Here is a 23,612-nt window from a genome sequence, read left to right as displayed (position 1 = left end):
ATTCAGAAAACCGCTCCATCTTCTTGTTTTTAGGCCGATTCAGCGCATGAAAAACTTTCATGCGCCAAGGCGTGACCGACTATTCCTTGCTGACGTTCGCCAGGAAGTTGGAGTCGAATGTCGGGCCGAGCTTGTAGCCCTTCACGTTGCCGCCAATGCCGGCAACTTCAACCTGCTGGAACAGCATGACGAACGGGCTCTGGTCGAGAGCTTCCTGTTGAAGCTTCTTGTACTGTTCAGCACGCTTGTCGTTGTCGCGTTCCAGAAGAGCTGCCTGCGTCTGCTTGGTTAGTTCCGGGATGTCCCAGGCGTTGCGCCATGCAAGCGTCTTGGTCGATGCGTCGTCGCTATTATCCGGGTTGCTGGTGAAAGCTTCGGCGTTGGAATTCGGATCCCAATAGTCCATGCCCCACTGGCCGATATACATGTCGTGGTTACGGGCACGATACTTGGTCAGCGTCTGCTTGCCGTCGCCGGGGATGATTTCGATCTTCACGCCAGCCTGAGCCGCAGTCTGCTGGAAGGATTCGGCAATGCCGGTGACCGGCTGGCCGTTACGGACGTCGAACGTGACCGAGAGACCGTCCTTCAGACCCGCCTTGGCGAGAAGTTCCTTCGCCTTGGCAACGTCGAGCTTGTAAGGCGCAGCATCGAGAGAACCAAGAACGCCCTTTGCCTGATAGGTCTGGCGGATTTCACCAATGCCCTTGATGAGGGTCGAGCCGATTGCATCATAATCGACCAGATATTTGAACGCTTCGCGAACTTCCGGCTTGGCCAGATTTGCGTTCTTCTGGTTGAGGCTGATGTAATAAACCGTGCCCTTGGCAGCGCTGGCGGTCGTCAGCTTGTCGTTCTTCAGAACGGCTTCGTAGTCGCCCGGCTCCAGATTGCGTGCCACATCGACGTCGCCGGATTCAAGCATCAGGCGCTGCGTCGCGCTTTCCTTGACGTGACGATAGAAGACGCGCTTGAGCTTGGCCTTTTCGCCGTAATAATTGTCGTTGCGTTCCAGAATGACGACTTCATTGGCGCGCCATTCGCGGATCGCGAACGGGCCCGAACCTGCCGACTTGGTCTTCAGCCATGCGTTGGCATAGTCGGTGTCGTATTTGTAGTCGTCGGTCGGCGTAACCTTCTCGGCGTGTTCTTCGAGGAGCTTCTTGTCGACGACAGCAGCGACGGTCGCGGTCAGGCAGTTCAGCACGAAGCTTGGTGCATACGGCTTGTCGACGGTGAAGACGAAGGTAGTATCGTCAACAGCTTTCGCCTTTTCGTTGACGTTATCCTTGGTCAGGCCGAACTGGGTCAGGATGAAGGCCGGGCTCTTGTCGAGACGCACGGCGCGTTCGAAGGAATAAGCCACGTCAGCGGAGGTAATCGGGTTGCCGGAAGCGAACTTGATGTCCTTCTTCAGCTTGAACGTATAGGTGAGACCATCGTCGGAAACGGTCCAGCTTTCAGCGACGCCCGGTATGACTTTCGACGTGTCGTTGATATCGAGGCGAACGAGCATGTCATAAGCGTTGCCGATGAATTCGGCCGGGCTCAGTTCGAAGGATTCTGCCGGGTCCAGCGTGATCGTGTCATCGATGGCCCATGCCTGAACCAGCGTGTCGGCTGGCGTGGCCGACCAGGCTGGATTTGCGGCCAGTACCGCGGCAAGTGCTGCACCCGCAGCCAGAATACGAAAACGTCCGAAATGCATCATGTTGAGAGTCCCCTTCCTATGATTTTGTTTGGGATTTTGTCTTTGTTTTTTCGCACATCTTGTTCCGAAAACCGTTTCACACTTTTCGGGATGCGCACCAGATCAGGCCGCTTCGTGCCAAGCCTGTTTCAGAACCCGTACCCAATTGTCCTGGCAAAGTTTTGCTAGCTCTTGTTCACTATAGCCCGCTTTTCGCAGTGCATCGACAAGGTTTTGCGTGCCTGCGGCATCGCCGATTTCGGCTGGAATTGTTGCGCCGTCATAGTCCGAACCGAGCGCTACGCAGTCGATGCCCATGCGTTCAACCATGTAATCCACGTGGCGAACTACATCGGACAGCGGCGTGTTGGCGTCTTCCTTACCGTCCGCGCGCAGCATCGTCGTGGCGTAGTTCAGTCCGGCAAGACCCTTGCTCTCGCGGATCGCATCAAGCTGACGGTCGGTCAGGTTGCGGGCGACAGGGGTGAGGGCGTGTGCGTTGGAATGGCTGGCGACCAGCGGCTGATCGCTCAGTTTGGCCACATCCCAGTAACCTTTTTCGGTGATATGCGCCAGGTCGATCAGAATGCCCTTGGTGTTGCACGCTTTGACCAGGCGCTTGCCTGCATCGGTCAAGCCCGGGCCAGTATCGGGGCTCATCGGATAGGCGAATGGAACACCGTGAGCGAAAACGTTGTTGCGGCTCCACACCGGTCCGAGTGAACGCAAGCCGGCAGCATAAAAGACCTCAAGAGCAGCCAGATCGGCATCGATGGCTTCGCAACCTTCCATGTGCAGCACAGCGGCGAATGTGTCGCTGTTCAGCGTTTCGTCAAGGTCGCGGCCATTGCGGCAAAGCTTCCAGCCTCCGGCAGCTTCCAGCTTCAACGCGATGGCTGCGATTTCGAGAGCTATGTCGAGGGAGGGGCTGCGTTCCAGCGGCACTGAAAGCGGCGTTTCGTAGTGGCCATTGGCATCCGGCTTGCCCAGTTCGATATGCTCGCCCGAAGGTATGTAGATGGCGCATATTCCACCGGCGAGACCGCCTTTGCGCGAACGGGGCAGATCGATATGGCCGATATCCGTCCCGTCGATAAATTCCTTGATCGGGTCTTGGCCCTTGCGGGCATTTTCCCAAAGCCGCAGAAGGACATCGTTGTGTCCGTCAAAAACGCGCTGCATTCTTTCATTCCTGACTGCATGGTCTGCGACAGCAGAGCCACATATCCAAGTGTTCAGGCGCGAGGAGACAACACGGCAAGGTAAGATAACCTCCCGATATGGTGGTTGAGCTTTTCGCTCTTATTGTTCCCCGCACTTCCACTACCAATTTATAATCGGTTAGTGCCTGTCGGAGTCAAGCCATCGAATGACGTAGTCAGACTGCGAAATGAAGATAAATTTATGCAAAACGAAAGGGCTGCGCTATGAAACGCAGCCCTTTGTGCAAATGCAGAATTGCTTGATGCTAAAACAGAATGAAGTTTCGCATCGGATTGCGAGGTCTCAAGCATTTCCTGTTTCGCTTGAATCGTCGGAAATGCTCTAGCTGCTTGTTTTTAAGCATGTCCTTATCCCGAAACCGGTTCCCACTTTCGGGAGACATGCTCTAGAACTTGTAGTTCAGACCGGCCTTGATCGAATGGTTCTTCAGATTGTTGCGCTGTTCCACGCCGTTGACGCGGGACTTCACGTCGTTAAAGCGCTGGAAGTCATATTCGGCCTTTACGGAAAGCGGGCCGCTCAGGGCCTGTTCAACACCAGCGCCAACCAGTGCGCCACCTTCCCAGCCCGGAGCCGAGGTGGTGTTGTCCTTGGCCTTGAAGCGGGTCACGCCGTAACCAGCCGTGCCGTAAACGAGCGTCTTGTCGAAAGCATAGCCGACCTTGCCCTTGGCATTGCCGTTCCATGACTGCTGAAGGCTGCCGCCATTGCCGATGCGATGTTCGGCTTCGGCGAAGTTTCCTTCGAGTTCTCCGCCAAACACGATATTGCCGCTCTGCATGTTTTTGCCCACGACAACGCCGCCAAGAGCACCAGTGCGGTTGGTGAAAGGACCGGGGACTCTGGACGAAGAAGCGCCGACCTGTGCGCCGATATAGTTGCCGGACCAGTCATGCGGGCCTGCGGCGACAGGATCATTATAGGAATAGTCGGTTGCTCCCATCATGTCGGCAGCGAAAGCCGAACCTGCAAAAGCAACGATTGCGGCGCCAAGCGCCACTGCGGTGATAGAACGCTTCAACATTTTTTACTCCGATTTTCCCGTCTGGAAACGCTGGCGGGAAACATGCCTGAATTCATTATATCCATCGAAAGGCTGTGCCTTCGAACTGGCTCTCGTCTCACCTCTGATTGTGTCCAAATTTAAGAAAATTCGAGCGATTTCCATGCAATGCGCAACCATTCTTCGCGCTATGCTTAACAATCGGTAACTGCTGGATGCGGAAATTTTTGTTAGATCAATCCCAGTCCACGGAAGCTGGCATGGCCGTGCTTTCCGACAATGACATGATCATGCACCGTGATGTTGAGTGCTTTGGCAGCGTTGACGAGCTGTTTGGTCATGTCGATGTCGGCGCGCGATGGTGTCGGATCACCGGAAGGATGGTTGTGGACCAGAATAATGGCGGTGGCGGAGAGTTCCAGAGCCCGTTTGACTACTTCGCGCGGATAGACCGGCGTGTGGTCCACCGTGCCTGTCTGCTGGACTTCATCGGCGATCAGTTTGTTCTTCTTGTCGAGAAACAGGATGCGGAACTGCTCGCGGGTCTCGTAAGCCATGGCCGCGGTGCAATATTCGATCACCTTGTTCCAAGAGCCAAGTACTTCGCGCTCCATGACGGTGCTGCGCGCACTTCGCTTGGCGACAGCCTCTACAAGCTTGAGTTCATGCGCCACAGTGGGACCGGCGCCGGGAACTTCGGCTATCAGCTTTTCGGGGGCGGCCAGTACTTCGGCAATCGAGCCGAACCGCATCAGCAGAGCTTTGGCGAGCGGCTTGGTGTCGGCGCGACGAATGGCGCGAAACAACAACATTTCGAGCAGTTCATAGTCCGCCAGCGCATCGGGAGTATCCCGAAAGCGCTGTTTGAGACGATCACGATGTCCGGCATAATGCGGCTTGTCGATCTTCGGCGTCAGTTGAAGTGTATCACTGAAACCGGGCAACTCAATGTTACCCGGCTCATTCTTGCTCTTTGCCATCCTGTTTAAACCCCCGCAAAAACAGACCAGACAATTATCGAGGCGATATCTCTTCGCCGTTATCTCATGGAAGATGGGCCGAAGACATTGGCCGGAGAGAGTGTAAATATCTCGCAGCCGTCCTTCGTAACACCCACCGTATGTTCATATTGTGCCGTCAGCGAACGGTCTCTGGTAACTGCGGTCCAGCCGTCGGCGAGAACCTTCACGTGCGGTTTGCCGAGATTGATCATCGGCTCGATCGTGAAGATCATGCCTTCCTTGATCTCGACACCTTCATTCGGCGTGCCGTAATGGAGGATATTCGGCGCATCATGGAACAGCTGCCCTACGCCGTGACCACAGAAATCGCGCACAACGGAGCAGCGCTCGCCTTCGGCAAAAGTCTGAATTGCGGCGCCGATAGCGCCGGTTTTCACGCCAGGCTTTACGGCGGCAATCCCACGCAGAAGGCTTTCATAGGTGACTTCAAGCAGCCGCTCAGCGGCGCGCTTGATTTCGCCTACCGCATACATGCGGCTTGAATCGCCGTGCCAGCCATCAAGGAGATAAGTCACGTCGATATTGACGATATCACCCTCGCGCAGTGGCTTCTCGTTCGGAATGCCATGGCAGACGACGTGATTGATCGACGTGCAGGTTGATTTCGTGTAGCCGCGATAGTTCAGCGTTGCCGGAAACGCGCCGTGATCCATGCCGAACTCGAACACGAAGCGGTCGATTTCATTGGTGGTCACGCCCGGCTTGACGATATCGTTGAGGGCATCGAGACAGCGTGCCGTCAGGTTGCAGACCGTGCGCATACCCTCGAAAGCCTCGGGGCCATAGAGCCTGATCTGGCCCGTATATTTCATGGGTGCGCTTGTTGCTTCGATATAGGTTACCATCACTCGATCCGTCTTAATCTACTCAATTGGCACCAGCTCACTGGCATCAATGCTTTTGTCCGTTATGTGGCACCGAACGGCCCAAGCCTCAACCCCGTTTGCACGCGCACGTTCAAAAGCGCGTGCGTAAGTGGGGTCGAGATCACCCGAAATGCTGAATCTGCTACAATCGTTTCGCTGGATAATAAACAGCATCACGCCCCGATGACCAGCGGCAACAACGTCGACGAGTTCATCAAGATGTTTTGCGCCTCGCGCCGTCACCGTATCGGGGAATTCCGCCAATCCGAGCGTGCGAATAAAGTGTACATTCTTGACCTCGACATAGGCTCGCTGGCGCGGGCCGTCATCCAGTAAAAGGTCGATGCGCGAGTTGCGGCCATATTTCTGTTCACGCTTGAGGCTGGCATATCCTGCGAGGTCAGGAATAAGACCGTTGAGGATTGCTTCTTCGGCGATCCTGTTCGGCAAGCCGGTGTTCACGCCGACCAGTGTGTTATCCGCTTCGACAATCTGCAGCGTATGGGCATATTTGCGGTGAGGAGCATCCGAAACACTCAGCCAGACGCGGGAACCCGGAGCGGTCAATCCGAACATGGAGCCGGTATTGGGCACGGAAGCAGTGATGAAACGCCCATCGTCAAGTGTGACGTCGGCCAGAAATCTTTTGTAGCGGCGTTCCAGCCTGCCGGTAACCAAAGGTGTTTGAAAAATCATGTGCCGATTTAGAGTAGTTCGGCGCGTGCGCGAAAGGCTTTTCTGATTACGTTGCGAAATTAGTCAGTGAACGAGAGCAGTTGGCCTAGAACAGCGCCTTAACGACGTCGGCCCAGCTCATATCCGCACCGAGAACCATTGCTGCTGCAACGAGACCGGCGCCGAGAAAGGTGAGGGTGGTTCTTGTTTCGCTTGTCATTATTCTTCCCCATCAAATCACTTGTTCGAAGTTGGGAAGAATTTCGCGGGAGAATTTGCCCGGATTGTGATGCGATAATGGCTATTCCGGGCAATTTGCGGGCTTTTTACAGATAGGGTAAACGCCGCCCCGCTTTTGTTACTGTTTTACCCAATTGAAGACGAGTTCCTCGCGGAAAGCGAAGCGGACGACGTGACTTGCCACGACCTCTTCGAGGCGGGCGAGGTTTTCTTCCGAGGTTTCAACCGTTGTGGTCAGTTTTTCCGCATCGGCATCGAGAATCACGAGACGATTCTCGCCGAGATCGATGGTGCCGTGTTCCGGCGTGAATTCGACTGCGAATTTGTGCGCCCAATGTTTGCAGAGCTGCTGAAGGTAGCGGCTGGCATGGGCGGTGGGAACGATTGCTGTTGCTTTCGACATTATGCTGTCCTTTCGAAAAGGTTGCAGCCCGGCGCGTAACAGCATCCTGGCAATTCAGCCAGTAATATTTGCGTCAATTCTAAAGGAAAAGAAAAACCAGCAATGGTACGCCCAAGGGGAATCGAACCCCTGTCTGCGCCGTGAAAGGGCGCTGTCCTAACCGCTAGACGATGGGCGCCTGCTGGTGTGGGGCGCTTATAGTCAGGAAATTTCTGACATGCAAGCCCCTTTTTTCGCTTGTCTGTGAATAAGTTCAGGCAGCACGAAACGGCGCCAATCAGGCGCTAATGGATTGAATTGTAAGGGGAAAAGAAAAACCAAGCAATGGTACGCCCAAGGGGAATCGAACCCCTGTCTGCGCCGTGAAAGGGCGCTGTCCTAACCGCTAGACGATGGGCGCCTGCTGGTGTGAGTGGGCTTATATTCAGGAAGGTTCTGACTCGCAAGCCCCAAAAAACACTTTTCTGAAAAAAATCGAATGTACTGCAAAAATGGGGGAAACTTCGGCGGGTGGATTCCTTATTTCCTTGAATATAAAGACAAAAGAAAAAGCCGGATCATATGATCCGGCTTCCATGTATCCCTGGGACGCCTCTTTTTTAGCCCTTGCAGCGCCAGTTCCAGTCGCGTTCCGGCCCAACGTCGACGTGAACCGAAGTCGTGTGGCAATAGGTGCCGACGCCGCCACGTCCCGACATGGACCGGGCGAAGCGAGCGACTTCCCACTTGGAAACGCCATCGATCTGAATATCGGCGGCGGCGCAGATCATATGGAGCGATTTGCGGGCACCATTGACTTTCCGGTTATAGGACGGGCTGCGATAGCCCGAAGTTACCATTACCGGACGGCGGAAATGCCGCTCCATGGTTTTCAGCATGGATACGAGCTGCGGCTTGAGACAGGCAACATCCACGGTCTGTCTTTGTACTTTCAGGCCATTGGGCGCAAGGCGGGCAAGACCAGGAGCCGAAGCAAGTGTTACGCTCGCAAATTCATCATCTTCGTTCGCGTCAATATCGCTATCGTCATAAAGACTGTTGCGATGCTTGATTTCAACGCCGCCATTGGGGCGCACGCCCGGCAGCGAATAATTGTATTCATGCTTTGCAGATGGCGAAACCGGTTTGGCGACAGCAAGCTTCTTGTTTTCGGTTCTGTCTGAGCGTTTTCCGGTCGATTCGTCCGAGAAAAGTCGGGATATGCTGCCTTGCGAAGCCGTTGGGCGTTGCGGCGAGGCGTAAGCGCTCTTCGTGGAGCCGAACAATGAAGCGACCTGAACGGGCTTTTCAGCTTCGGCAGGTTTTGCCGCTGCGGTTTGCTGTGTTTCTGCAGCTTCGGCAGGCTTTTCGTCCTTTGCCGGTTCCTGCTGCTTTTTCGCGGTTTCAGCTGGAGCGGCTGCCGCAGGCTGTTCTGCGGCTTGCGCAGGTTCAGGTTCAGCGGGCTTGTTGCCACCGAACATGCCGAAAAGCGATGAACTCTTCGGCTGCTGCGGGGCGAGGGCTGCTACCTGTGCCGGCTGTTGTTCCGTGGCAGTTGCAGTCTCGACCGGTTTTGCCTGCTCTTTATTATTGGTGTTTGTCGCTTCAGCCGCTGTGGCGGGTTTAGTTTCGCCCGGCTTGGCTTCGGCCTTTTTCTCTTCTGTTGATGGAGTTGCAGCCGTCGCTTCTGCGGCAGCTGTCTGATCGGCGGCACTTTGCAATGTGTCCGCAATCATGGAGCCACCGGTTGCAGAGGTCATCTGGAGCGGTTTACCGTCAAGGCCTGTACCGGTTGACGTGCAGGACGTGACAAGAAGCGCAAGCAAAGCCACGCTGCCTGAAAGAAACCTGCCGGTGGTCCGGTGTGTAGAATGCGCAAATTTCAACAGTCTGCTCCAGCTCGATTTCCCTGACCAGTTTGGCGACCCGAATCCATTCGAGCCTACCTGGTTTCGGGAGATCGGCTCTCCCGTGCGAGGCTGACATCATCCCTGATGGCTATCGTCCCCACAGCTCCCGACTGTTCGTGCCGGGAAAGAAATTCAGAAATATCAGCGTGTTATGATGGTCACTTCAGAGTTATGACTGTCATTTCGCTGTATTGGACAAATCACCTGATTGGCAATTGGTTACCAATTTTTAAGTTTTTTAATCGCCGAGCGCAACTATTGATGCGCATTTAGAGTTAAAAGACTTCGCGGTCCGTGCGGAATATTCGCTAATAACGAAATATTACTTTATGTAACCATTGGTTACATTCGCTGTTCCTATCCGTCGCGCACTATAGTCTGCGAGCCCTGATCCGGCTTCACGGCAAGGCGAATTTCCGATTTACATCACTCACTTGTTGACAGGGTGCCTCGACTTGGTGCTATCCCTTCGCAATTGCTTTATCTTTGTCTGGTGTTGTGGCCAACAGCACCTTATGCGGCATTAACCGGGAACAGAAACATGACCAATCGCACGCGGCAGATCGCCAATCTTTTGCTGGCAGCAACGGCGGCGGCGATGCTCACGGCATGCGCGGGCGGAAAAGAGTTTCAGGGTACGCCGCAGGAAGGTGCTTCGCGCACCGGTGTTTTCCCCACATTCGGCCATATGCCGAAGGCTGCGACCACGCAGATCACCGCAGAAGAAAAGCAGCAGCTTACAACCAAGCTTGATGCCGACCGCACGCGTCTGGCGGCATCCAGAGGCACCGGCGCCGGCTTCACGCCCGCCGAGGCTGCGAGCTTGCGTCAGCAGGCGCAGCAGGAAACGGACGCCACCCTGAAACAGATCGAAAGCGGGGAAGAGTAAATCCTCTTCCTTGGTTTTTGGCGCGCATCTTATCCGAAATCCGTTTCACACTTTTCGGGATGTGCTCTAAAGACGAAATCCGCGTCCTTTGACGCGGCAACACGTCTCGACCCGATTCGAGAACAGGTGTATAGCTCCATTGCGGCGCATACGCGCCATTACGTTCAACCCTCCACTGGAACAGGATCATGTCGGAAGAATTCCATAAAGTCCGTCGTCTGCCCCCTTATGTCTTTGAACAGGTCAACCGTCTGAAGGCATCGGCGCGAGCGGCGGGTGCCGACATCATTGATCTGGGCATGGGGAACCCCGATCTGCCGACCCCGCAGAACATTGTCGACAAGCTGTGTGAGGCCGTGCAGGATCCGCGCGCGCATCGTTATTCCTCATCCAAGGGGATTCCGGGGCTGCGTCGCGCGCAGGCACAATATTATGCGCGCCGCTTCGGTGTGAAGCTCAATCCCGATACGCAGGTCGTTGCCACGCTCGGTTCCAAGGAAGGTTTCGCCAATATGGCGCAGGCCATCACCGCGCCGGGCGATGTGGTTCTGTGCCCCGACCCGACCTATCCGATTCACTCCTTCGGCTTCATCATGTCGGGCGGGGTGATCCGTTCAGTTCAGGCCAAGCCGGATGATACCTTCATTCCGACGCTTGAGCGCGGCGTGAAGCATTCGATCCCGAAGCCGATCGCATTGATCCTGAATTTCCCGTCCAACCCGACGGCCTATGTAGCAACGCTTGATTTCTACAAGGATGTCGTCGCATTTGCCCGCAAGCATGACATCGTCATCCTGTCGGACCTTGCCTATTCGGAAATCTACTTCGATGGCAATCCGCCGCCATCGGTGCTGGAAGTGCCGGGCGCCATGGATGTGGCGGTGGAGTTCACTTCCATGTCGAAGACGTTTTCCATGCCGGGCTGGCGCATGGGGTTTGCGGTTGGCAATGAGCGCCTGATCGCGGCTCTTACCCGCGTGAAGTCCTATCTCGACTATGGTGCGTTCACACCAATCCAGGTTGCCGCGACGGCAGCGCTGAATGGTGACGGTTCGGACATCGCCTATGTGCGCAATGTCTATAAACAGCGCCGCGATGTGCTGGTCGAAAGCTTCGGTCGGGCGGGCTGGGATGTTCCGCCGCCAGCGGCAACCATGTTCGCCTGGGTTCCGATCCCTGAACGCTTCCGTCCACTGGGTTCACTCGAATTTTCCAAGCTTCTGGTCGAGCAGGCCGATGTGGCCGTTGCGCCGGGCATTGGTTTTGGCGAACACGGCGACGATTATGTGCGTATCGCGCTGGTCGAGAACGAACATCGCATTCGTCAGGCAGCGCGCAACATCAAGCGGTTCCTCTCCACCAAGGATGAGAACCTGCAGAATGTGATACCGCTCGAAGGTCGTCGCGGATAATATTTCAAAAGGCTACGGGCAGCATCATGCAGCCCGTGGCATCCCACCCGATAAGCCACTCCATACAGAAGGTCGATATAATGAGTGATGCATTACGGATCGGCGTTGCCGGGCTCGGCACCGTTGGTGCTTCGGTGTTGCGTATCCTGCGTGACAAGTCCGAAATGCTCACGCGCCAGTGCGGCAAGCCTGTAACGGTTACGGCGGTCAGCGCCCGCGACCGCACGCGGGACCGCGGTATCGATCTTTCCGGTATTGCCTGGTTCGACGATCCGGTCGAACTGGCCAAATCTGCCGATATCGACGTTTTCGTCGAGCTGATCGGCGGCGAGGACGGTCCGGCCAAGGCTTCCGTCGAAGCGGCTCTGCGCGCCGGTCGTCATGTCGTGACCGCCAACAAGGCCCTGCTTGCGCGCCATGGCGTTGCGCTTGCCAAGATCGCCGAAGACAAGGGCGTTCTGCTCAACTTTGAAGCGGCTGTTGCGGGTGGCATTCCGGTTATCAAGGCGATGCGTGAATCGCTGACCGGCAACACGGTTTCGCGCGTCTATGGCATCATGAACGGCACCTGCAACTACATCCTGACTCGGATGTGGGAAGAGGGGATTTCGTTTGAAGACTGTCTCACGGACGCGCAGCGCCTCGGTTATGCCGAAGCTGATCCGACTTTCGACATCGAAGGCAACGATACGGCGCACAAGCTGGCGCTCTTAACCAGTCTTGCCTTCGGTACGCAGATCGCTGCCGATGATATCTATCTGGAAGGCATCAGCAATATCTCGCTGGCCGATATTCGCGCCGCTGATGAACTCGGCTATCGCATCAAGCTTCTGGGCGTCGCGCAGAAGACCGATACGGGCATTGAACAGCGCGTGCACCCGACCATGGTGCCGACCTCGTCGGTCATCGCGCAGGTTCATGGCGTGACCAACGCCGTGGCAATCGAAACCGATCTTCTGGGCGAGCTTTTGCTTTCCGGCCCCGGGGCAGGTGGCAATGCGACGGCTTCCGCCGTGATCGGCGATGTTGCGGATATCGCCAAGAGCCGTCCGGGCTTCCAGCATGGTCCGGTGTTCGGCACGCCTGCCAAGGCATTGCAGCCTTACAAGCGCGCCAAGATGCGCAAGCACGCGGGCGGTTACTTCATCCGCCTGACCGTCCTTGACCGCATTGGCGCTTTTGCGGCCATTGCCAAGCGCATGGCTGAAAACGATATTTCGCTGGAATCGATTGTCCAGCGTCCACCAATGGATGGCGCAGCCAACGAAGGCATCAAGACGGTCATCCTCGTCACGCATGAGACGACTGAAGCAGCCGTCAAGAAAGCGCTGGAAGCAATCCTCAAGGACGATCATCTGGTCGATAAACCGCAGATGATCCGCATCGAACGCGCCGGGTGAGAACCGGCGTGACTGCCTCTCTTGCAGGTTGGATTCACCTTTGTTATGAAAGCCGGGTCGGATTTGATCCGGCTTAATTCGTTTCAAGAGACAAAATAGGAAAAGGAGGGCTGTATGATGTATGTGACGCGTCATGATCATCACCGTCAGCATGGCCCCGATTTTGCCCTGCATAAGTAACTTGTGCAGGGCGGAAAAAGACTGAAATCACTGTCTTATTCTGCCTTTTCCTGAAGGCGCGGTCGTTGAACCGCTGCCGGACATTCGCCAGCACATCTATTCGTGTCACGGTTTGGAAACCGGGCATTCGTGTGTGGCAGAATCGGGCTGATTGCCATGTCTCTTGTTTCTATCCAGAATCTTTCCCTGACCCTTCATGAACCTCTGTTTGCCAATCTCGATCTCGTCATAGGCGAGGGCGAGCGGCTTGGCATTGTCGCTGCCAACGGGCGCGGCAAGACCAGTCTTCTGCGTCTCCTTGTCGGGGAGGGCGATCCGACGCTTGGCACCATCACGCGGTCGCGCGGTTTGAAGATCGGCTATGTCAGCCAGTATGTGCCCGAAAAATTGTTCAATCGCAGTTTCTATGAGGTTGTGCTGGATGGGCTTGACGAAGAAGCGCGCGATTATGAAAGCTGGCGCGCCGATATCGTGCTGGATGACCTCAACGTCACCGAAGAACTGCGGCAGCGCCCCATCGGGCAGTTGAGCGGCGGCTGGCAGCGACTTGCACTTCTGGCGCGCGCTTGGGTTTCCGAACCTGATGTTCTTCTTCTCGACGAACCGACCAACCATCTGGATCTTGAAAAAGTGCGGTTGCTGGAAGATTGGCTGAATGCGCTGCCGCGTTCGGTTGTGGTGGTCGTCAGCAGTCACGACCGCGCTTTCCTTGATGCGGTTACGAAGCGAACGCTGTTTCTGCGGGCGGAAAAATCACCGGTTTTCGCCTTGCCATATAGTCAGGCGCGTGTTGCGCTTGATGAAATCGACGCGGCCGATGCCCGGCAATTTGAAAAGGACATGAAGATAGTCCAGCAGTTGCGCAAGCAGGCGGCGAAGCTCAACAATATTGGCATCAATTCGGGTAGTGATCTGCTTGTGATCAAGACCAAGCAGTTGAAAGCGCGGGCCGACAAGATTGAGGAAAGCGCCAAGGCGGGGCATGTGGAGCGCTCAGCCGGCAAGATTATACTGAGCAGTCGAGGCAGCCACGCCAAGGCGCTGGTTGTTCTCGATCAGGCCGAAATTGCCACGCCCGATAGGCGGCTTCTCTTCAAGACAGGACAGCTTTGGATCAATCCGGGCGACCGAATTGTTCTGCTGGGGGCCAATGGCATGGGCAAGACCCGGTTGCTGACGCTTGTGCGTGAGGCCATTCTTGCGCCGGATCAGGCACAGGCAGGAATCAAGGCGACGCCCTCGCTGGTGCTTGGATATAGCGATCAGGCCTTGTCGGAGCTGCGCCCGGACTGGACACCATTCGAGACGATTGCAAGAAGGTTCGATATTGGCGACCAGCGGACGCGATCCTTGCTGGCCGGGGCGGGCATGACGCTTGAAATGCAGGCCAAACCGCTGGAACGTTTGTCCGGCGGGCAGAAGGCGCGACTTGCCATGCTGGTTCTGCGGCTGACCAATCCGAACTTCTATATTCTTGATGAACCAACCAATCATCTCGATATCGAAGGTCAGGAAGCGCTGGAAGTGGAACTGCTGCGCAACGAGGCGGCGAGCCTGATCGTCTCGCATGACCGCAGTTTTGTTCGCAATGTCGGCAACCGTTTCTGGATGATCGAAAGAAAAAAGCTGGTCGAAGTGGAAAGTCCGGAGTTTTTCTTTGATGGAATCGGAAGCTGATTGCCCGCAACATCTTTTGGTTGTTTAACAATTTCTGCAACTTCTGGCCGGGTTTGAGCGTTCACATCCGGCCCGGACATGAAACGAAGCGTGTATAGCTTAAATCGATTAAGAGTTTGAGCGTACATTGTTTTTAGCTCTCTCGCCCTTGCAGGGGGCGGGGGACTTTGACAAAAGGTTTGCACAGTGTCGCTATAAGAGGCGGCAATCGCGGGCTTCATGTGCCGCGTCCACGCAATTCGAATTCAGGACTTTGTTCAAATGGCCAAGACCGCAGAGCAGCACCCCCACGGACTGGATCGCATTCTCACACTCGAACTGGTCCGTGTGGCCGAGCGTGCAGCGGTCGCCGCGGCGAGGCTGCGTGGCCGTGGCGACGAAATGGCTGCTGATCAGGCCGCCGTCGATGCCATGCGTCAGGAATTGAACCGTCTTCCGATCGCCGGAACGGTTGTTATCGGTGAAGGCGAGCGTGACGAAGCGCCGATGCTCTATATTGGCGAAGAAGTTGGCACCAAGCAGGGACCGGACGTCGATATCGCGCTTGATCCGCTGGAAGGCACCACGATTTGCGCCAAGAATCTGCCGAACTCGCTTGCTGTTATCGCGATTGCCGAGAAGGGCAACCTGCTTTACGCGCCTGATGTCTACATGGAAAAGATCGCCGTTGGTCCGGGCTACTCGAAGGGCGTCGTGGACCTTGATGCCAGCCCGACGGACAACATCATGTCCGTCGCCAAGGCGAAGGGCGTGAAGCCGAATGAAATCACCGCCTGCATCATGGATCGACCGCGCCATGCCCGTTTGATCGAGGAAGTGCGGGCGACCGGCGCTGCCATCCGCCTCATCGGCGACGGGGACGTGGCCGGTGTGATGCACACGACCAACCCGGACGAAACCGGTATCGACATCTATATCGGTATTGGCGGCGCGCCTGAAGGCGTTCTGGCTGCGGCAGCGTTGCGCTGCATTGGTGGCCAGATGCAGGGTCGTCTTCAGCTCAATACCGATGAAAAGATCGCTCGTGCCGCGAAGATGGGCATTGCGGACCCGAAGAAGGTCTATTCGCTGGAAGAAATGGCCAAGGGCGACGTTCTTTTTGCCGCTACCGGCGTGACGGATGGCAACATGCTTTCCGGCGTGAAATTCGCCCGTGACTATATCCAGACGCACACCATCGTCATGCGTTCAAGCTCGCAGACAGTGCGCGAGATCAAGGCGCGACATCAGGATCTGTCCAAGTTCTAGGTGATTGCGCGAGAACGGTTCAGCCTAAGCCTTGGCAGGATTGAGCGTAGAATAGTCAAAGGCGGCATTGCAAAAATGCCGCCTTTTGTGTCTTTAGAAACTTATGACGACAGAGCGCTTTTTCCTCGGAATAAAACAATCCGCAACCGGACAGAAATGGGTAGACCGGCTTGGCCTGCGTGAGGCCAATACGGCGCTTGCCATTGCGCAGCATCACGGCATTTCCGATCTGGTTGCACGCGTGCTTGCCGGGCGGGGGGTGTCGGTAGAAAATGCGCCGGAATTTGTCGATCCGACGCTGCGCAATCTCATGCCCGACCCGGCGACGCTCACAGATATGGAAAATGCGGCCAGCCGTATTGCCGATGCCATTCTGCGTCGCGAGACCGTGGCCATTTTTGGCGACTACGATGTCGATGGGGCGTGTTCTTCCGCCTTGATGGCGCGTTTTCTCAAACATTACGGCATTCAGCACTCCATCTATATTCCCGACCGGATTTTTGAAGGTTACGGCCCCAATCCCGATGCCATGCGCGATCTGGTCGCCAAGGGTGCAACACTTATCGTCACAGTCGATTGTGGCACCAACAGCGCACCGTCGATTACAGCCGCCAAGCAGGCTGGAGCGGATGTCGTCGTGCTCGATCACCATCAGGTCGGCGGTGATCTGCCTGAAGATGCGGTGGCTATCGTCAATCCCAACCGGGAAGACGATATTTCGCAGCAGGGGCATCTTTGTGCCGCAGGCGTGGTCTTTCTGACATTGGCACAGGTGACCAAAATCCTGCGTGAGCGTGGCAAGGGACCAGGCCCTGATCTTCTTTCCCTGCTCGATATGGTGGCGCTGGCAACGGTTTGCGATGTGGTGCCGTTGACCGGCGTCAACCGCGCTTTCGTCGTCAAAGGACTGGTCGTTGCGCGGTCGCAGAGCAATGTCGGCCTTGCGGCTTTGGCGCGCGTTGCCCGCATTGGCGAGCCGCTCAATGTCTTTCACCTCGGCTATCTTATCGGGCCGCGCATCAATGCTGGCGGGCGTATCGGCGATGCGGGGCTTGGCGCTCGATTGCTGACGCTGGATGATCCCGCAACGGCGGATCGTATTGCCGTGGAACTTGACCGGCTCAATCAGGAGCGTCAGGCCATGGAAGCCGAGATGCTTATGGAGGCGGAAGCGGAAGCTTCGCTGGAAATATCCGGCGGTGCGGGCGCATCGGTGATCGTGACGGCAAGTGACCGCTGGCATCCCGGTATCGTTGGGTTGCTGGCCTCGCGGCTTAAGGAAAAGGCCCGGCGACCAGCCTTTGCCATTGCTTTCAACGCCAATGGTGTCGGATCGGGTTCGGGGCGTTCGATCATGGGGCTTGATCTTGGCAAGCTGGTGCGGGGCGCGGTGGAACGCGGGCTGCTCGTCAAGGGTGGTGGCCATGCCATGGCGGCCGGTATCACCATCGAACGCGCAAATCTTGGCGCGTTGCGTGCCTATCTTGAAGAAGAATCGGCGCATATCGTTTCGCGCCTGCGCGAAAACCAGAGCCTGTCCATCGACGGCGCGCTGGCCGCATCGGGCGCGACAGTGTCGCTCTATGAAGCCTTGCAGAAGGCTGGGCCCTATGGTTCTGCGCATCCGCAGCCCATATTGGCGCTGCCGCATCATATATTGGCTGATGTGCGCGGCGTGGGGCGCGATCATGTGCGTGTCGCGTTGCGTGGTGCGGATGGAAAGCGCGTCAATGCCATCGCCTTCCGGGCGGCGGAAGGCGATCTGGGGCGGTTCCTGTTCAACAATATCGGTCAGAGCGTCCATGTGGCAGGCAATCTGTCACTAAATCATTGGAATGGCTCGGTCACGCCTCAGATACAGATTCTGGATGCCGCTTTGCCTGTTTAAAGTTCCCGGCTCGTTTGAAGGTTCTGGGTCCATTTGAAATTTCTGGATTTTTTGTCTTCACGCTCTTGTGAGATGTGGGGGCGAATTCCCATATGAGCACTGATTTAAACATTCAGACATGACTCTAAGTGGGAGAAACCGATGCCGGGTTCCGGAAGCCGCCTGACCAAACTGACAGCTGCAATGGTATTGGGGCTGATTGCCTCTTTTGCTGCGGTCGATTTCGCCGAGGCTCGCCGTGCGGGCGGTGGCGGTTTCGGCAGCCGTGGCGCGCGCACCTATCAGGCGCCAGCGCCGACGCGCACTGCACCTAACAATGCCGCGCCGATGGAACGTTCGATGACGCCGAATACCGGCGCGACGCAGACCAACCGTCCGGGCGCAACAGGTACGCAGAATGCTGCGCAGGCACAGCGTTCCGGCGGTATGTTCGGTAACTTCGGTCGTTCCATGCTGGGCGGTCTTCTCGTCGGTGGCCTGATCGGCATGCTGCTCGGCAACGGCCTTGGCGGTCTTGCCGGGATGTTCGGCCTGTTGTTGCAGGTTGCGGTGATCGCGCTCATTGCGATGTTTGTCATGCGTATGTTCGCAAATCGTCGCCAGCCTGCAGCGGCAGGTGCCGGTAACGCAGGCGCGCAGCCTTTCGGTGCTGCAAAGACCGCAGCCCCGCAAGCTGGTTCACAGGCCGGTTTTGGTGGCCGTACGCCTTCGGTGAACCCGTTCGAGACCAAGCAGGCAGCCGCTCCGGTCACCCCCGCCGCTCCGGCGGTTGAAGATGAACCGATGGATGTCGGTCAGGAGGATCTGGATCGTTTCGAACAGATGCTTGCTGAAGTCCAGACCGCTTATGGCCGTGAGGATTATGCAGCGCTGCGCAAGCTCGCTACCCCGGAAGCCATGTCCTATCTGGCCGAAGAACTGGGCGAGATCGCTTCCAGCGGCATGCGCAACGAAGTGAAGGACGTCAAGCTTCTGCAGGGTGACGTTTCCGAAGCCTGGCGCGAAGGCGATGTCGAATACGCAACCGTTGCAATCCGTTATTCGGCGATCGACGTGATGCTGGATCGTAATACCAGCGCTGTCGTCGAAGGCAATCCGGATGAGCCGGTGGAAAGCGTTGAACTTTGGACGTTCACCCGCACGGATGGCGGCGAATGGCTTCTCGCAGCCATTCAGGGAACGGAATAATTGTTCAGAATTGAGAAAAAGCCCCGCCCTTGTGGCGGGGCTTTTTTATTACCAGTTACCGATATTTTCGGCTGAAGCCCAAGGCTCCTGCGGCGCCAGACGGTCGCCTTTCTGGATCAGTTCGATGGAAATGCCATCGGGCGATTTGATGAAGGCCATGTGCCCGTCACGCGGCGGACGATTGATGGTGACGCCTGCATCCTGCAGCTTCTGGCAAGTGGTGTAGATGTCATCGACCATATAGGCGAGATGTCCGAAATTGCGGCCGCCCGTATAGGTCTCCGGATCCCAGTTGAAGGTGAGTTCCAGTTCCGGCGCCCGCTCTGCCTTCGCCCGATCCGTATCAGAGGGCGCAGCGAGAAAAATCAGCGTGAAGCGGCCTTTTTCATTTTCGGTGCGGCGGATTTCTTCGAGGCCGAGTTTGTTTACATAAAAATCGAGAGATTCGTCGATGTCGCGAATTCGGACCATCGTGTGCAGATAGCGCATAGTCTTTTCCTCGGCTGTTGTAATTCGGGCGGTTGACGTTCGGGAAATGCAAGTACATCGAATCCGATGTCGGAGGCCGAACGTCAAGTTATCATGGACAGAGTGACGTTCAAAAATTTTGAGCAGCAGATGTGACCGGAAATGTCCTGAACACGTCATTGCCAAATTGACGACCGGCCATATTTCAGGTGGTGGGTCAGTTTCAAACGCTGCTGTGCCGGGAAAAGTAACCATGAAGTTGTGAAGTCTGTGGTCTTCATGGGGACGGATGCAAGTTTGGGCTTGCCGCCTCCGGTTAAGGAAGTGTTATTCTTTGGACAAGAATCAGGTCGGAATCGCAACGGAAGAACAGAGGAGGGGCGAACGCATGGCGGACAAGTCTGTGTCTAATGACCAGTTTCACAGCCAGCACGCCTCGGAAGAGCTGGGCGATATCATCGAAGTCTCGGGCCATATCAAATGGTTCGACGTAGCCAAGGGCTACGGCTTCATTGTTCCAGACCAGCCGGGCCTTAATGACATTCTTCTCCATGTGACGTCACTGCGTCGCGACGGCTTCCAGACTGCTCTGGAAGGTGCGCGCATCGTTTGTGAAGTTCGCAATGGCGATCGCGGCCTGCAATGTTTCCGCGTCCTGTCGATGGATACGTCTACCGCCGTTCATCCGGCGCAGATGCCGCCGCAGCGCACTCATGTGACTGTTACGCCGTCGAGCGGCCTTGAGCGCGTGATCGTCAAGTGGTTCAACCGCACCAAGGGCTTCGGCTTCCTGACGCGCGGCGAGGGGACGGAAGATATTTTCATCCATATGGAAACGCTGCGTCGTTTCGGCATGATGGAGCTGCGCCCCGGTCAGGTCGTGCTTATTCGCTTCGGCGAAGGCGACAAGGGCCTGATGGCGGCGGAAATCCATCCGGATATCGGCACGGCAATCCCGGTTTCGCATTAGAGCGCGCCAAATTTCTCAATTCTTGTAACAAGCAGGTGAAGGCCGCTTTGTGCGGCCTGAGCGGTCTTGTCGTCACTCCGTCCCGTTGCTAGGTTCCAGGCCTGTTTGTTTACAAGCCAGTTTGTTTATCTGAGTGGGCAGGGTATGGGCCGCATTTTTCTCGCTTTTGCATTTGTTTTCTTCGCATTCGTTGCTCAGGCCGATGAGACACAGCCGATGCGGCTGCCGGTCGACAAGGAACCGCTGACATTCATTACCTCCAATGGCAACAAGGTAAATTTTGCGCTGGAAGTGGCTGAAAGCGACGATGCACGTGTGCGCGGCCTGATGTGGCGCACGGATTTTCCCAAGGATCGCGCCATGATCTTCGTGTTCGGAGAAATGCGCCGTGTCATGATGTGGATGCAGAATACACCGTCGCCTCTTGATATGGTTTTCCTCGATGACAAGGGACGCGTATCGGCCATTCACGAAAATGCGGTGCCATTCTCCGAAAATATCATTTCATCTGAAGTTCCGGCAGCGTATGTCGTGGAGGTTCTGGCCGGTACGGTTAAAAGAACCGGCATAAAGATTGGTGACAAAGCGGTCCATCGTGTGATTTGTGGCGAATGCCGGTCGTGACGCTGCTGTAATAAAATCAAGAGGAATAATCAGGTGAGTGCCCTCGATATCGAATATTTCGAACATGACGGTTTGCGTCTGGCATATCGTCAGGACGGAGAAGGCGATCCGATCCTGCTCATTCATGGCTTTGCTTCTTCAAGTCTCGTCAACTGGGTTTCGCCCGGCTGGTTCCGTACGCTGACCGAAGCCGGATACCGCGTTATCGCCATCGATAATCGTGGGCACGGGCTTTCCGCGAAGCCCCACGACGCAGACGAATACACGCCGACCAAAATGGCGGCTGATGCCGCAGCCCTGCTCGATCATCTCGGGATCGAAAAGGCGCATGTCATGGGCTATTCCATGGGCGCACGCATCACCGCATTTCTGGCGATTGAACACGCCGAGCGCGTTCATAGCGCTGTTTTCGGTGGGCTTGGCATCGGTATGGTGACTGGCGCTGGCGACTGGGAACCTATTGGCGAGGCGCTGCTTGCAGAAGATCCGACCACGATCACCCATCCACGTGGGCAGATGTTCCGCAAATTTGCCGACCAGACCAAGAGTGATCGTATAGCCCTTGCAGCCTGCGTGATTACCTCCAAGGAGCTGGTTCCCGCGGCCGCGATTGCGCGCATCATGCAACCTGTTCTCGTTGCCGTTGGTACGACCGACGATATTGCGGGCAGCGCACAGGAACTCGCCGATCTTCTGCCAAATGGACAGGCCGTCGATATTCCGGACCGCGACCATATGCTGGCCGTTGGTGACAAGGTCTACAAGCAGGCGGTGTTGAAATTTTTGAAAGAAAATCGACTCTGAAGCGAATTTGATTTCTGACAAAGAATGCGCCGACGGGGCGCGTCAAATTCGGCTGTGTCAAGGCAAAGCATTTTAAGTTATGCTGCGCGCCGAACTCGTATTGCGGCGTGGGGATTGAGCGAAAAGTTCGGCTGTCGTCTCCTCCTCGCGCGGTGCAAAACTGGAGTATGCATATGTCCGTTCGCACATCAGCGAAAGCGACCCCCGGTCTAGGTCAGGTCGATCCCATCTGGCATTCCATCCGTGCCGAAGCGGAGGAAGCGGCCAAGAACGATCCCGTGTTGGGCACGTTCCTCTATGCGACGATCCTCAACCAGCCGAGCCTGGAAGATGCGGTCATGCATCGTATCGCCGAGCGTCTCGGGCACGCCGATCTGAGCGCCGATATTCTGCGCCAGACCTTTGACGCGATGCTGGATGCCAATCCTGAGTGGTCCCAGATTGTCCGCGTCGATATTCAGGCGGTTTATGATCGCGATCCGGCCTATAGCCGCTTCATGGATCCGATCCTTTACCTGAAGGGTTTCCATGCGATCCAGACCCATCGTCTGGCGCATTGGCTTTACCATGAAGGCCGCAAGGATTTTGCCTATTACCTGCAAAGCCGCTCGTCATCGATCTTCCAGACCGATATTCATCCGGCCGCACGGCTGGGCAGCGGCCTTTTCCTTGATCATGCGACCGGACTTGTGGTCGGCGAAACAGCGTTGATCGAAGACAATGTTTCGATTCTTCACGGTGTCACACTCGGCGGCACGGGCAAATCGAGCGGCGACCGTCATCCGAAAATCCGTCACGGTGTGCTGATCGGTGCTGGCGCGAAAATTCTCGGCAATATCGAAGTCGGTCATTGCTCGAAAATCGCTGCTGGTTCCGTGGTTCTGAAGCCTGTTCCGAACAATGTCACGGTAGCCGGTGTGCCAGCCCGGATCATGGGTGATACGGGTTGCGCCGAGCCTTCCCGCGTCATGGACCAGATGCTGGGCGAGGGGATTTAGGCGATACATCGTATCGTTGCAGCTTGAACAAGGCCGCTTGCTGGTTTTTTCCAGTGTGCGGCCTATATTCTGTCTAAAGAGGCTATTGGACGCCAACATCCCTTGAGTCCCCGTTTATCGGGGGTTTACATAGGAAATTGCCGGGTGCAATAAACCGGCTCAATTCAATATCAGGAGAAGCCGGTTGAAACCCGAAGAACTCAAAAAACTGGACGCCTATTTCAAACGGACTTTCAATAATCCCGGCCTGCAGGTGAAGGCGCGTCCGCGCAAGAACGACTCCGCCGAGCTTTACCTCAACGACGAATTCCTGGGCCTGGTCTATAAGGACGAGGATGAAGGCGAACTCTCCTACAATTTCTCGATGGCCATTCTCGACGTCGATCTTTGATCGGTCGCGGTAATCGCGTCGCAAACGACGCTGATGCCGGGCAGGGATGTTCTTTGACGCCCTTTCCTATGGAGAGGGCGTTTTGTTGTCCAGATATGACTCCAGATATGACTAATGAGGATTCATGAAGATCATCGCTGCCACGCTGGCCCTTTCTGTCATGCTGCCATCAGTCGTCCGTGCGCAGGCTATCGAGGATGACGGAACCTGCCCGAAGCTCGCAGAGAACTTCAAGACCATCTATTTCGGGTTTCCCGATATCAAGAAGGATACCATCGAGCGGATCGCGAGTTGGAAAGCCTCTTGCGCGAGCAAGGCGCCCGTCGGCAAGGAAAATGTCGTCGCTTTATGTACCGCCCATTTGACGAGCGAAGGCAGCGTTTTCTTCTGGATCAAGGCGGGCGTGGAATCAGAGCTGAGCGGTTATGAGATTTGCGATTATCCCTGAGAACGCCAGATAGTT

General features: G+C 56.1%; 22 protein-coding genes and 2 tRNA genes. 13 read left to right on the top strand and 11 right to left on the bottom strand.

The window, feature by feature from the left end:
• Positions 1-79: 79 nt before the first annotated feature.
• The 10 genes from OHI65_RS16940 to OHI65_RS16895 all read right to left on the bottom strand — a co-directional run bounded on the left by OHI65_RS16940 (position 80) and on the right by OHI65_RS16895 (position 8,988).
• Entirely contained in the window at positions 80-1,711 is a 1,632-nt protein-coding gene (locus OHI65_RS16940) for an ABC transporter substrate-binding protein (RefSeq protein WP_012091884.1), read from the bottom strand.
• A gap of 102 nt (positions 1,712-1,813) precedes the next feature.
• Positions 1,814-2,872 carry a dipeptidase gene (locus OHI65_RS16935; protein WP_125300164.1) on the bottom strand — a complete coding sequence of 353 codons (1,059 nt, stop codon included), beginning with the start codon at positions 2,870-2,872 and terminating at the stop codon, positions 1,814-1,816.
• A 427-nt stretch (positions 2,873-3,299) separates the two neighbouring features.
• Positions 3,300-3,938 (bottom strand): outer membrane protein, encoded by a 639-nt coding sequence (locus OHI65_RS16930; protein ID WP_125300165.1) that lies wholly within the window; start codon positions 3,936-3,938, stop codon positions 3,300-3,302.
• Between the two features lie 209 nt (positions 3,939-4,147).
• Positions 4,148-4,897, bottom strand: coding sequence for a RadC family protein (radC, locus tag OHI65_RS16925; RefSeq protein ID WP_010659870.1), 750 nt, complete (start codon positions 4,895-4,897; stop codon positions 4,148-4,150).
• A gap of 59 nt (positions 4,898-4,956) precedes the next feature.
• Complete coding sequence (gene map / locus OHI65_RS16920) at positions 4,957-5,784, bottom strand: type I methionyl aminopeptidase (protein ID WP_010659871.1); 828 nt, start codon at positions 5,782-5,784, stop codon at positions 4,957-4,959.
• A gap of 18 nt (positions 5,785-5,802) precedes the next feature.
• Complete coding sequence (sfsA, locus tag OHI65_RS16915) at positions 5,803-6,501, bottom strand: DNA/RNA nuclease SfsA (RefSeq protein ID WP_125300166.1); 699 nt, start codon at positions 6,499-6,501, stop codon at positions 5,803-5,805.
• Between the two features lie 337 nt (positions 6,502-6,838).
• Entirely contained in the window at positions 6,839-7,123 is a 285-nt protein-coding gene (locus tag OHI65_RS16910) for a DUF2218 domain-containing protein (RefSeq protein WP_010659874.1), read from the bottom strand.
• A 103-nt stretch (positions 7,124-7,226) separates the two neighbouring features.
• Positions 7,227-7,301: transfer RNA gene (locus OHI65_RS16905), tRNA-Glu, on the bottom strand.
• A gap of 147 nt (positions 7,302-7,448) precedes the next feature.
• A tRNA-Glu gene (locus OHI65_RS16900) sits at positions 7,449-7,523 on the bottom strand.
• 199 nt (positions 7,524-7,722) lie between these two features.
• A complete protein-coding gene (locus OHI65_RS16895; RefSeq protein ID WP_125300167.1) occupies positions 7,723-8,988 on the bottom strand; it encodes a YcbK family protein in 1,266 nt (421 codons plus the stop codon).
• A 565-nt stretch (positions 8,989-9,553) separates the two neighbouring features.
• Here OHI65_RS16895 and OHI65_RS16890 point away from each other — a divergent pair.
• From OHI65_RS16890 to OHI65_RS16860, 7 genes are all read left to right on the top strand, one after another.
• A complete protein-coding gene (locus OHI65_RS16890; RefSeq protein WP_010659876.1) occupies positions 9,554-9,901 on the top strand; it encodes a hypothetical protein in 348 nt (115 codons plus the stop codon).
• 188 nt (positions 9,902-10,089) lie between these two features.
• Positions 10,090-11,313: an LL-diaminopimelate aminotransferase gene (locus OHI65_RS16885; protein WP_010659877.1), complete on the top strand. Its 1,224-nt coding sequence runs from the start codon at positions 10,090-10,092 to the stop codon at positions 11,311-11,313.
• A gap of 80 nt (positions 11,314-11,393) precedes the next feature.
• Complete coding sequence (locus tag OHI65_RS16880) at positions 11,394-12,713, top strand: homoserine dehydrogenase (RefSeq protein WP_125300168.1); 1,320 nt, start codon at positions 11,394-11,396, stop codon at positions 12,711-12,713.
• A gap of 336 nt (positions 12,714-13,049) precedes the next feature.
• The gene (locus OHI65_RS16875; RefSeq protein ID WP_125300169.1) at positions 13,050-14,570 is read left to right on the top strand and encodes an ABC-F family ATP-binding cassette domain-containing protein; all 1,521 of its coding nucleotides are present in this window, start codon (positions 13,050-13,052) and stop codon (positions 14,568-14,570) included.
• A 261-nt stretch (positions 14,571-14,831) separates the two neighbouring features.
• Positions 14,832-15,818 carry a class II fructose-bisphosphatase gene (gene glpX / locus OHI65_RS16870; protein WP_010659880.1) on the top strand — a complete coding sequence of 329 codons (987 nt, stop codon included), beginning with the start codon at positions 14,832-14,834 and terminating at the stop codon, positions 15,816-15,818.
• A gap of 103 nt (positions 15,819-15,921) precedes the next feature.
• On the top strand, positions 15,922-17,706 hold the full coding sequence (gene recJ / locus OHI65_RS16865) for a single-stranded-DNA-specific exonuclease RecJ (RefSeq protein WP_125300170.1): 1,785 nt from the start codon (positions 15,922-15,924) through the stop codon (positions 17,704-17,706).
• Positions 17,707-17,847: 141 nt separating this feature from the next.
• Positions 17,848-18,894: a Tim44 domain-containing protein gene (locus OHI65_RS16860; RefSeq protein ID WP_125300171.1), complete on the top strand. Its 1,047-nt coding sequence runs from the start codon at positions 17,848-17,850 to the stop codon at positions 18,892-18,894.
• Between the two features lie 48 nt (positions 18,895-18,942).
• Here the strand turns inward: OHI65_RS16860 and gloA are convergent, their stop codons facing one another.
• A complete protein-coding gene (gloA, locus tag OHI65_RS16855) occupies positions 18,943-19,383 on the bottom strand; it encodes a lactoylglutathione lyase (RefSeq protein WP_125300172.1) in 441 nt (146 codons plus the stop codon).
• Between the two features lie 367 nt (positions 19,384-19,750).
• Between gloA and OHI65_RS16850 the strand changes: the two genes are divergently transcribed.
• The 6 genes from OHI65_RS16850 (at position 19,751) to OHI65_RS16825 (ending at position 23,597) form a co-directional block, all read left to right on the top strand.
• Entirely contained in the window at positions 19,751-20,332 is a 582-nt protein-coding gene (locus OHI65_RS16850) for a cold-shock protein (RefSeq protein WP_010659886.1), read from the top strand.
• Positions 20,333-20,476: 144 nt separating this feature from the next.
• Entirely contained in the window at positions 20,477-20,956 is a 480-nt protein-coding gene (locus tag OHI65_RS16845; protein ID WP_029928863.1) for a DUF192 domain-containing protein, read from the top strand.
• A 33-nt stretch (positions 20,957-20,989) separates the two neighbouring features.
• The gene (locus OHI65_RS16840; protein ID WP_264358753.1) at positions 20,990-21,760 is read left to right on the top strand and encodes an alpha/beta fold hydrolase; all 771 of its coding nucleotides are present in this window, start codon (positions 20,990-20,992) and stop codon (positions 21,758-21,760) included.
• Positions 21,761-21,933: 173 nt separating this feature from the next.
• Positions 21,934-22,758: a serine O-acetyltransferase gene (cysE, locus tag OHI65_RS16835; RefSeq protein ID WP_010659889.1), complete on the top strand. Its 825-nt coding sequence runs from the start codon at positions 21,934-21,936 to the stop codon at positions 22,756-22,758.
• Positions 22,759-22,942: 184 nt separating this feature from the next.
• Positions 22,943-23,149: a DUF3126 family protein gene (locus OHI65_RS16830; RefSeq protein ID WP_010659890.1), complete on the top strand. Its 207-nt coding sequence runs from the start codon at positions 22,943-22,945 to the stop codon at positions 23,147-23,149.
• A 124-nt stretch (positions 23,150-23,273) separates the two neighbouring features.
• Positions 23,274-23,597, top strand: coding sequence for a hypothetical protein (locus OHI65_RS16825; RefSeq protein WP_125300174.1), 324 nt, complete (start codon positions 23,274-23,276; stop codon positions 23,595-23,597).
• The last annotated feature ends 15 nt before the right edge of the window (positions 23,598-23,612 follow it).

This window comes from Brucella sp. MAB-22, assembly GCF_025908475.1.
In the GTDB taxonomy this organism is placed as follows: domain Bacteria; phylum Pseudomonadota; class Alphaproteobacteria; order Rhizobiales; family Rhizobiaceae; genus Brucella; species Brucella anthropi.
The sequence above is the reverse complement of the archived record's forward strand: the minus strand, read 5'-3'. Positions and strand labels throughout refer to the sequence as shown.

Coding starts and splice junctions, on each gene's coding strand:
- OHI65_RS16940 (WP_012091884.1), bottom strand. CDS start 1,711: ATGATGCATTTCGGACGTTTTCGTATTCTGGCTGCGGGTGCAGCACTT.
- OHI65_RS16935 (WP_125300164.1), bottom strand. CDS start 2,872: ATGCAGCGCGTTTTTGACGGACACAACGATGTCCTTCTGCGGCTTTGG.
- OHI65_RS16930 (WP_125300165.1), bottom strand. CDS start 3,938: ATGTTGAAGCGTTCTATCACCGCAGTGGCGCTTGGCGCCGCAATCGTT.
- radC (WP_010659870.1), bottom strand. CDS start 4,897: ATGGCAAAGAGCAAGAATGAGCCGGGTAACATTGAGTTGCCCGGTTTC.
- map (WP_010659871.1), bottom strand. CDS start 5,784: ATGGTAACCTATATCGAAGCAACAAGCGCACCCATGAAATATACGGGC.
- sfsA (WP_125300166.1), bottom strand. CDS start 6,501: ATGATTTTTCAAACACCTTTGGTTACCGGCAGGCTGGAACGCCGCTAC.
- OHI65_RS16910 (WP_010659874.1), bottom strand. CDS start 7,123: ATGTCGAAAGCAACAGCAATCGTTCCCACCGCCCATGCCAGCCGCTAC.
- OHI65_RS16890 (WP_010659876.1), top strand. CDS start 9,554: ATGACCAATCGCACGCGGCAGATCGCCAATCTTTTGCTGGCAGCAACG.
- OHI65_RS16885 (WP_010659877.1), top strand. CDS start 10,090: ATGTCGGAAGAATTCCATAAAGTCCGTCGTCTGCCCCCTTATGTCTTT.
- OHI65_RS16880 (WP_125300168.1), top strand. CDS start 11,394: ATGAGTGATGCATTACGGATCGGCGTTGCCGGGCTCGGCACCGTTGGT.
- OHI65_RS16875 (WP_125300169.1), top strand. CDS start 13,050: ATGTCTCTTGTTTCTATCCAGAATCTTTCCCTGACCCTTCATGAACCT.
- glpX (WP_010659880.1), top strand. CDS start 14,832: ATGGCCAAGACCGCAGAGCAGCACCCCCACGGACTGGATCGCATTCTC.
- recJ (WP_125300170.1), top strand. CDS start 15,922: ATGACGACAGAGCGCTTTTTCCTCGGAATAAAACAATCCGCAACCGGA.
- OHI65_RS16860 (WP_125300171.1), top strand. CDS start 17,848: ATGCCGGGTTCCGGAAGCCGCCTGACCAAACTGACAGCTGCAATGGTA.
- gloA (WP_125300172.1), bottom strand. CDS start 19,383: ATGCGCTATCTGCACACGATGGTCCGAATTCGCGACATCGACGAATCT.
- OHI65_RS16850 (WP_010659886.1), top strand. CDS start 19,751: ATGGCGGACAAGTCTGTGTCTAATGACCAGTTTCACAGCCAGCACGCC.
- OHI65_RS16845 (WP_029928863.1), top strand. CDS start 20,477: ATGGGCCGCATTTTTCTCGCTTTTGCATTTGTTTTCTTCGCATTCGTT.
- cysE (WP_010659889.1), top strand. CDS start 21,934: ATGTCCGTTCGCACATCAGCGAAAGCGACCCCCGGTCTAGGTCAGGTC.
- OHI65_RS16825 (WP_125300174.1), top strand. CDS start 23,274: ATGAAGATCATCGCTGCCACGCTGGCCCTTTCTGTCATGCTGCCATCA.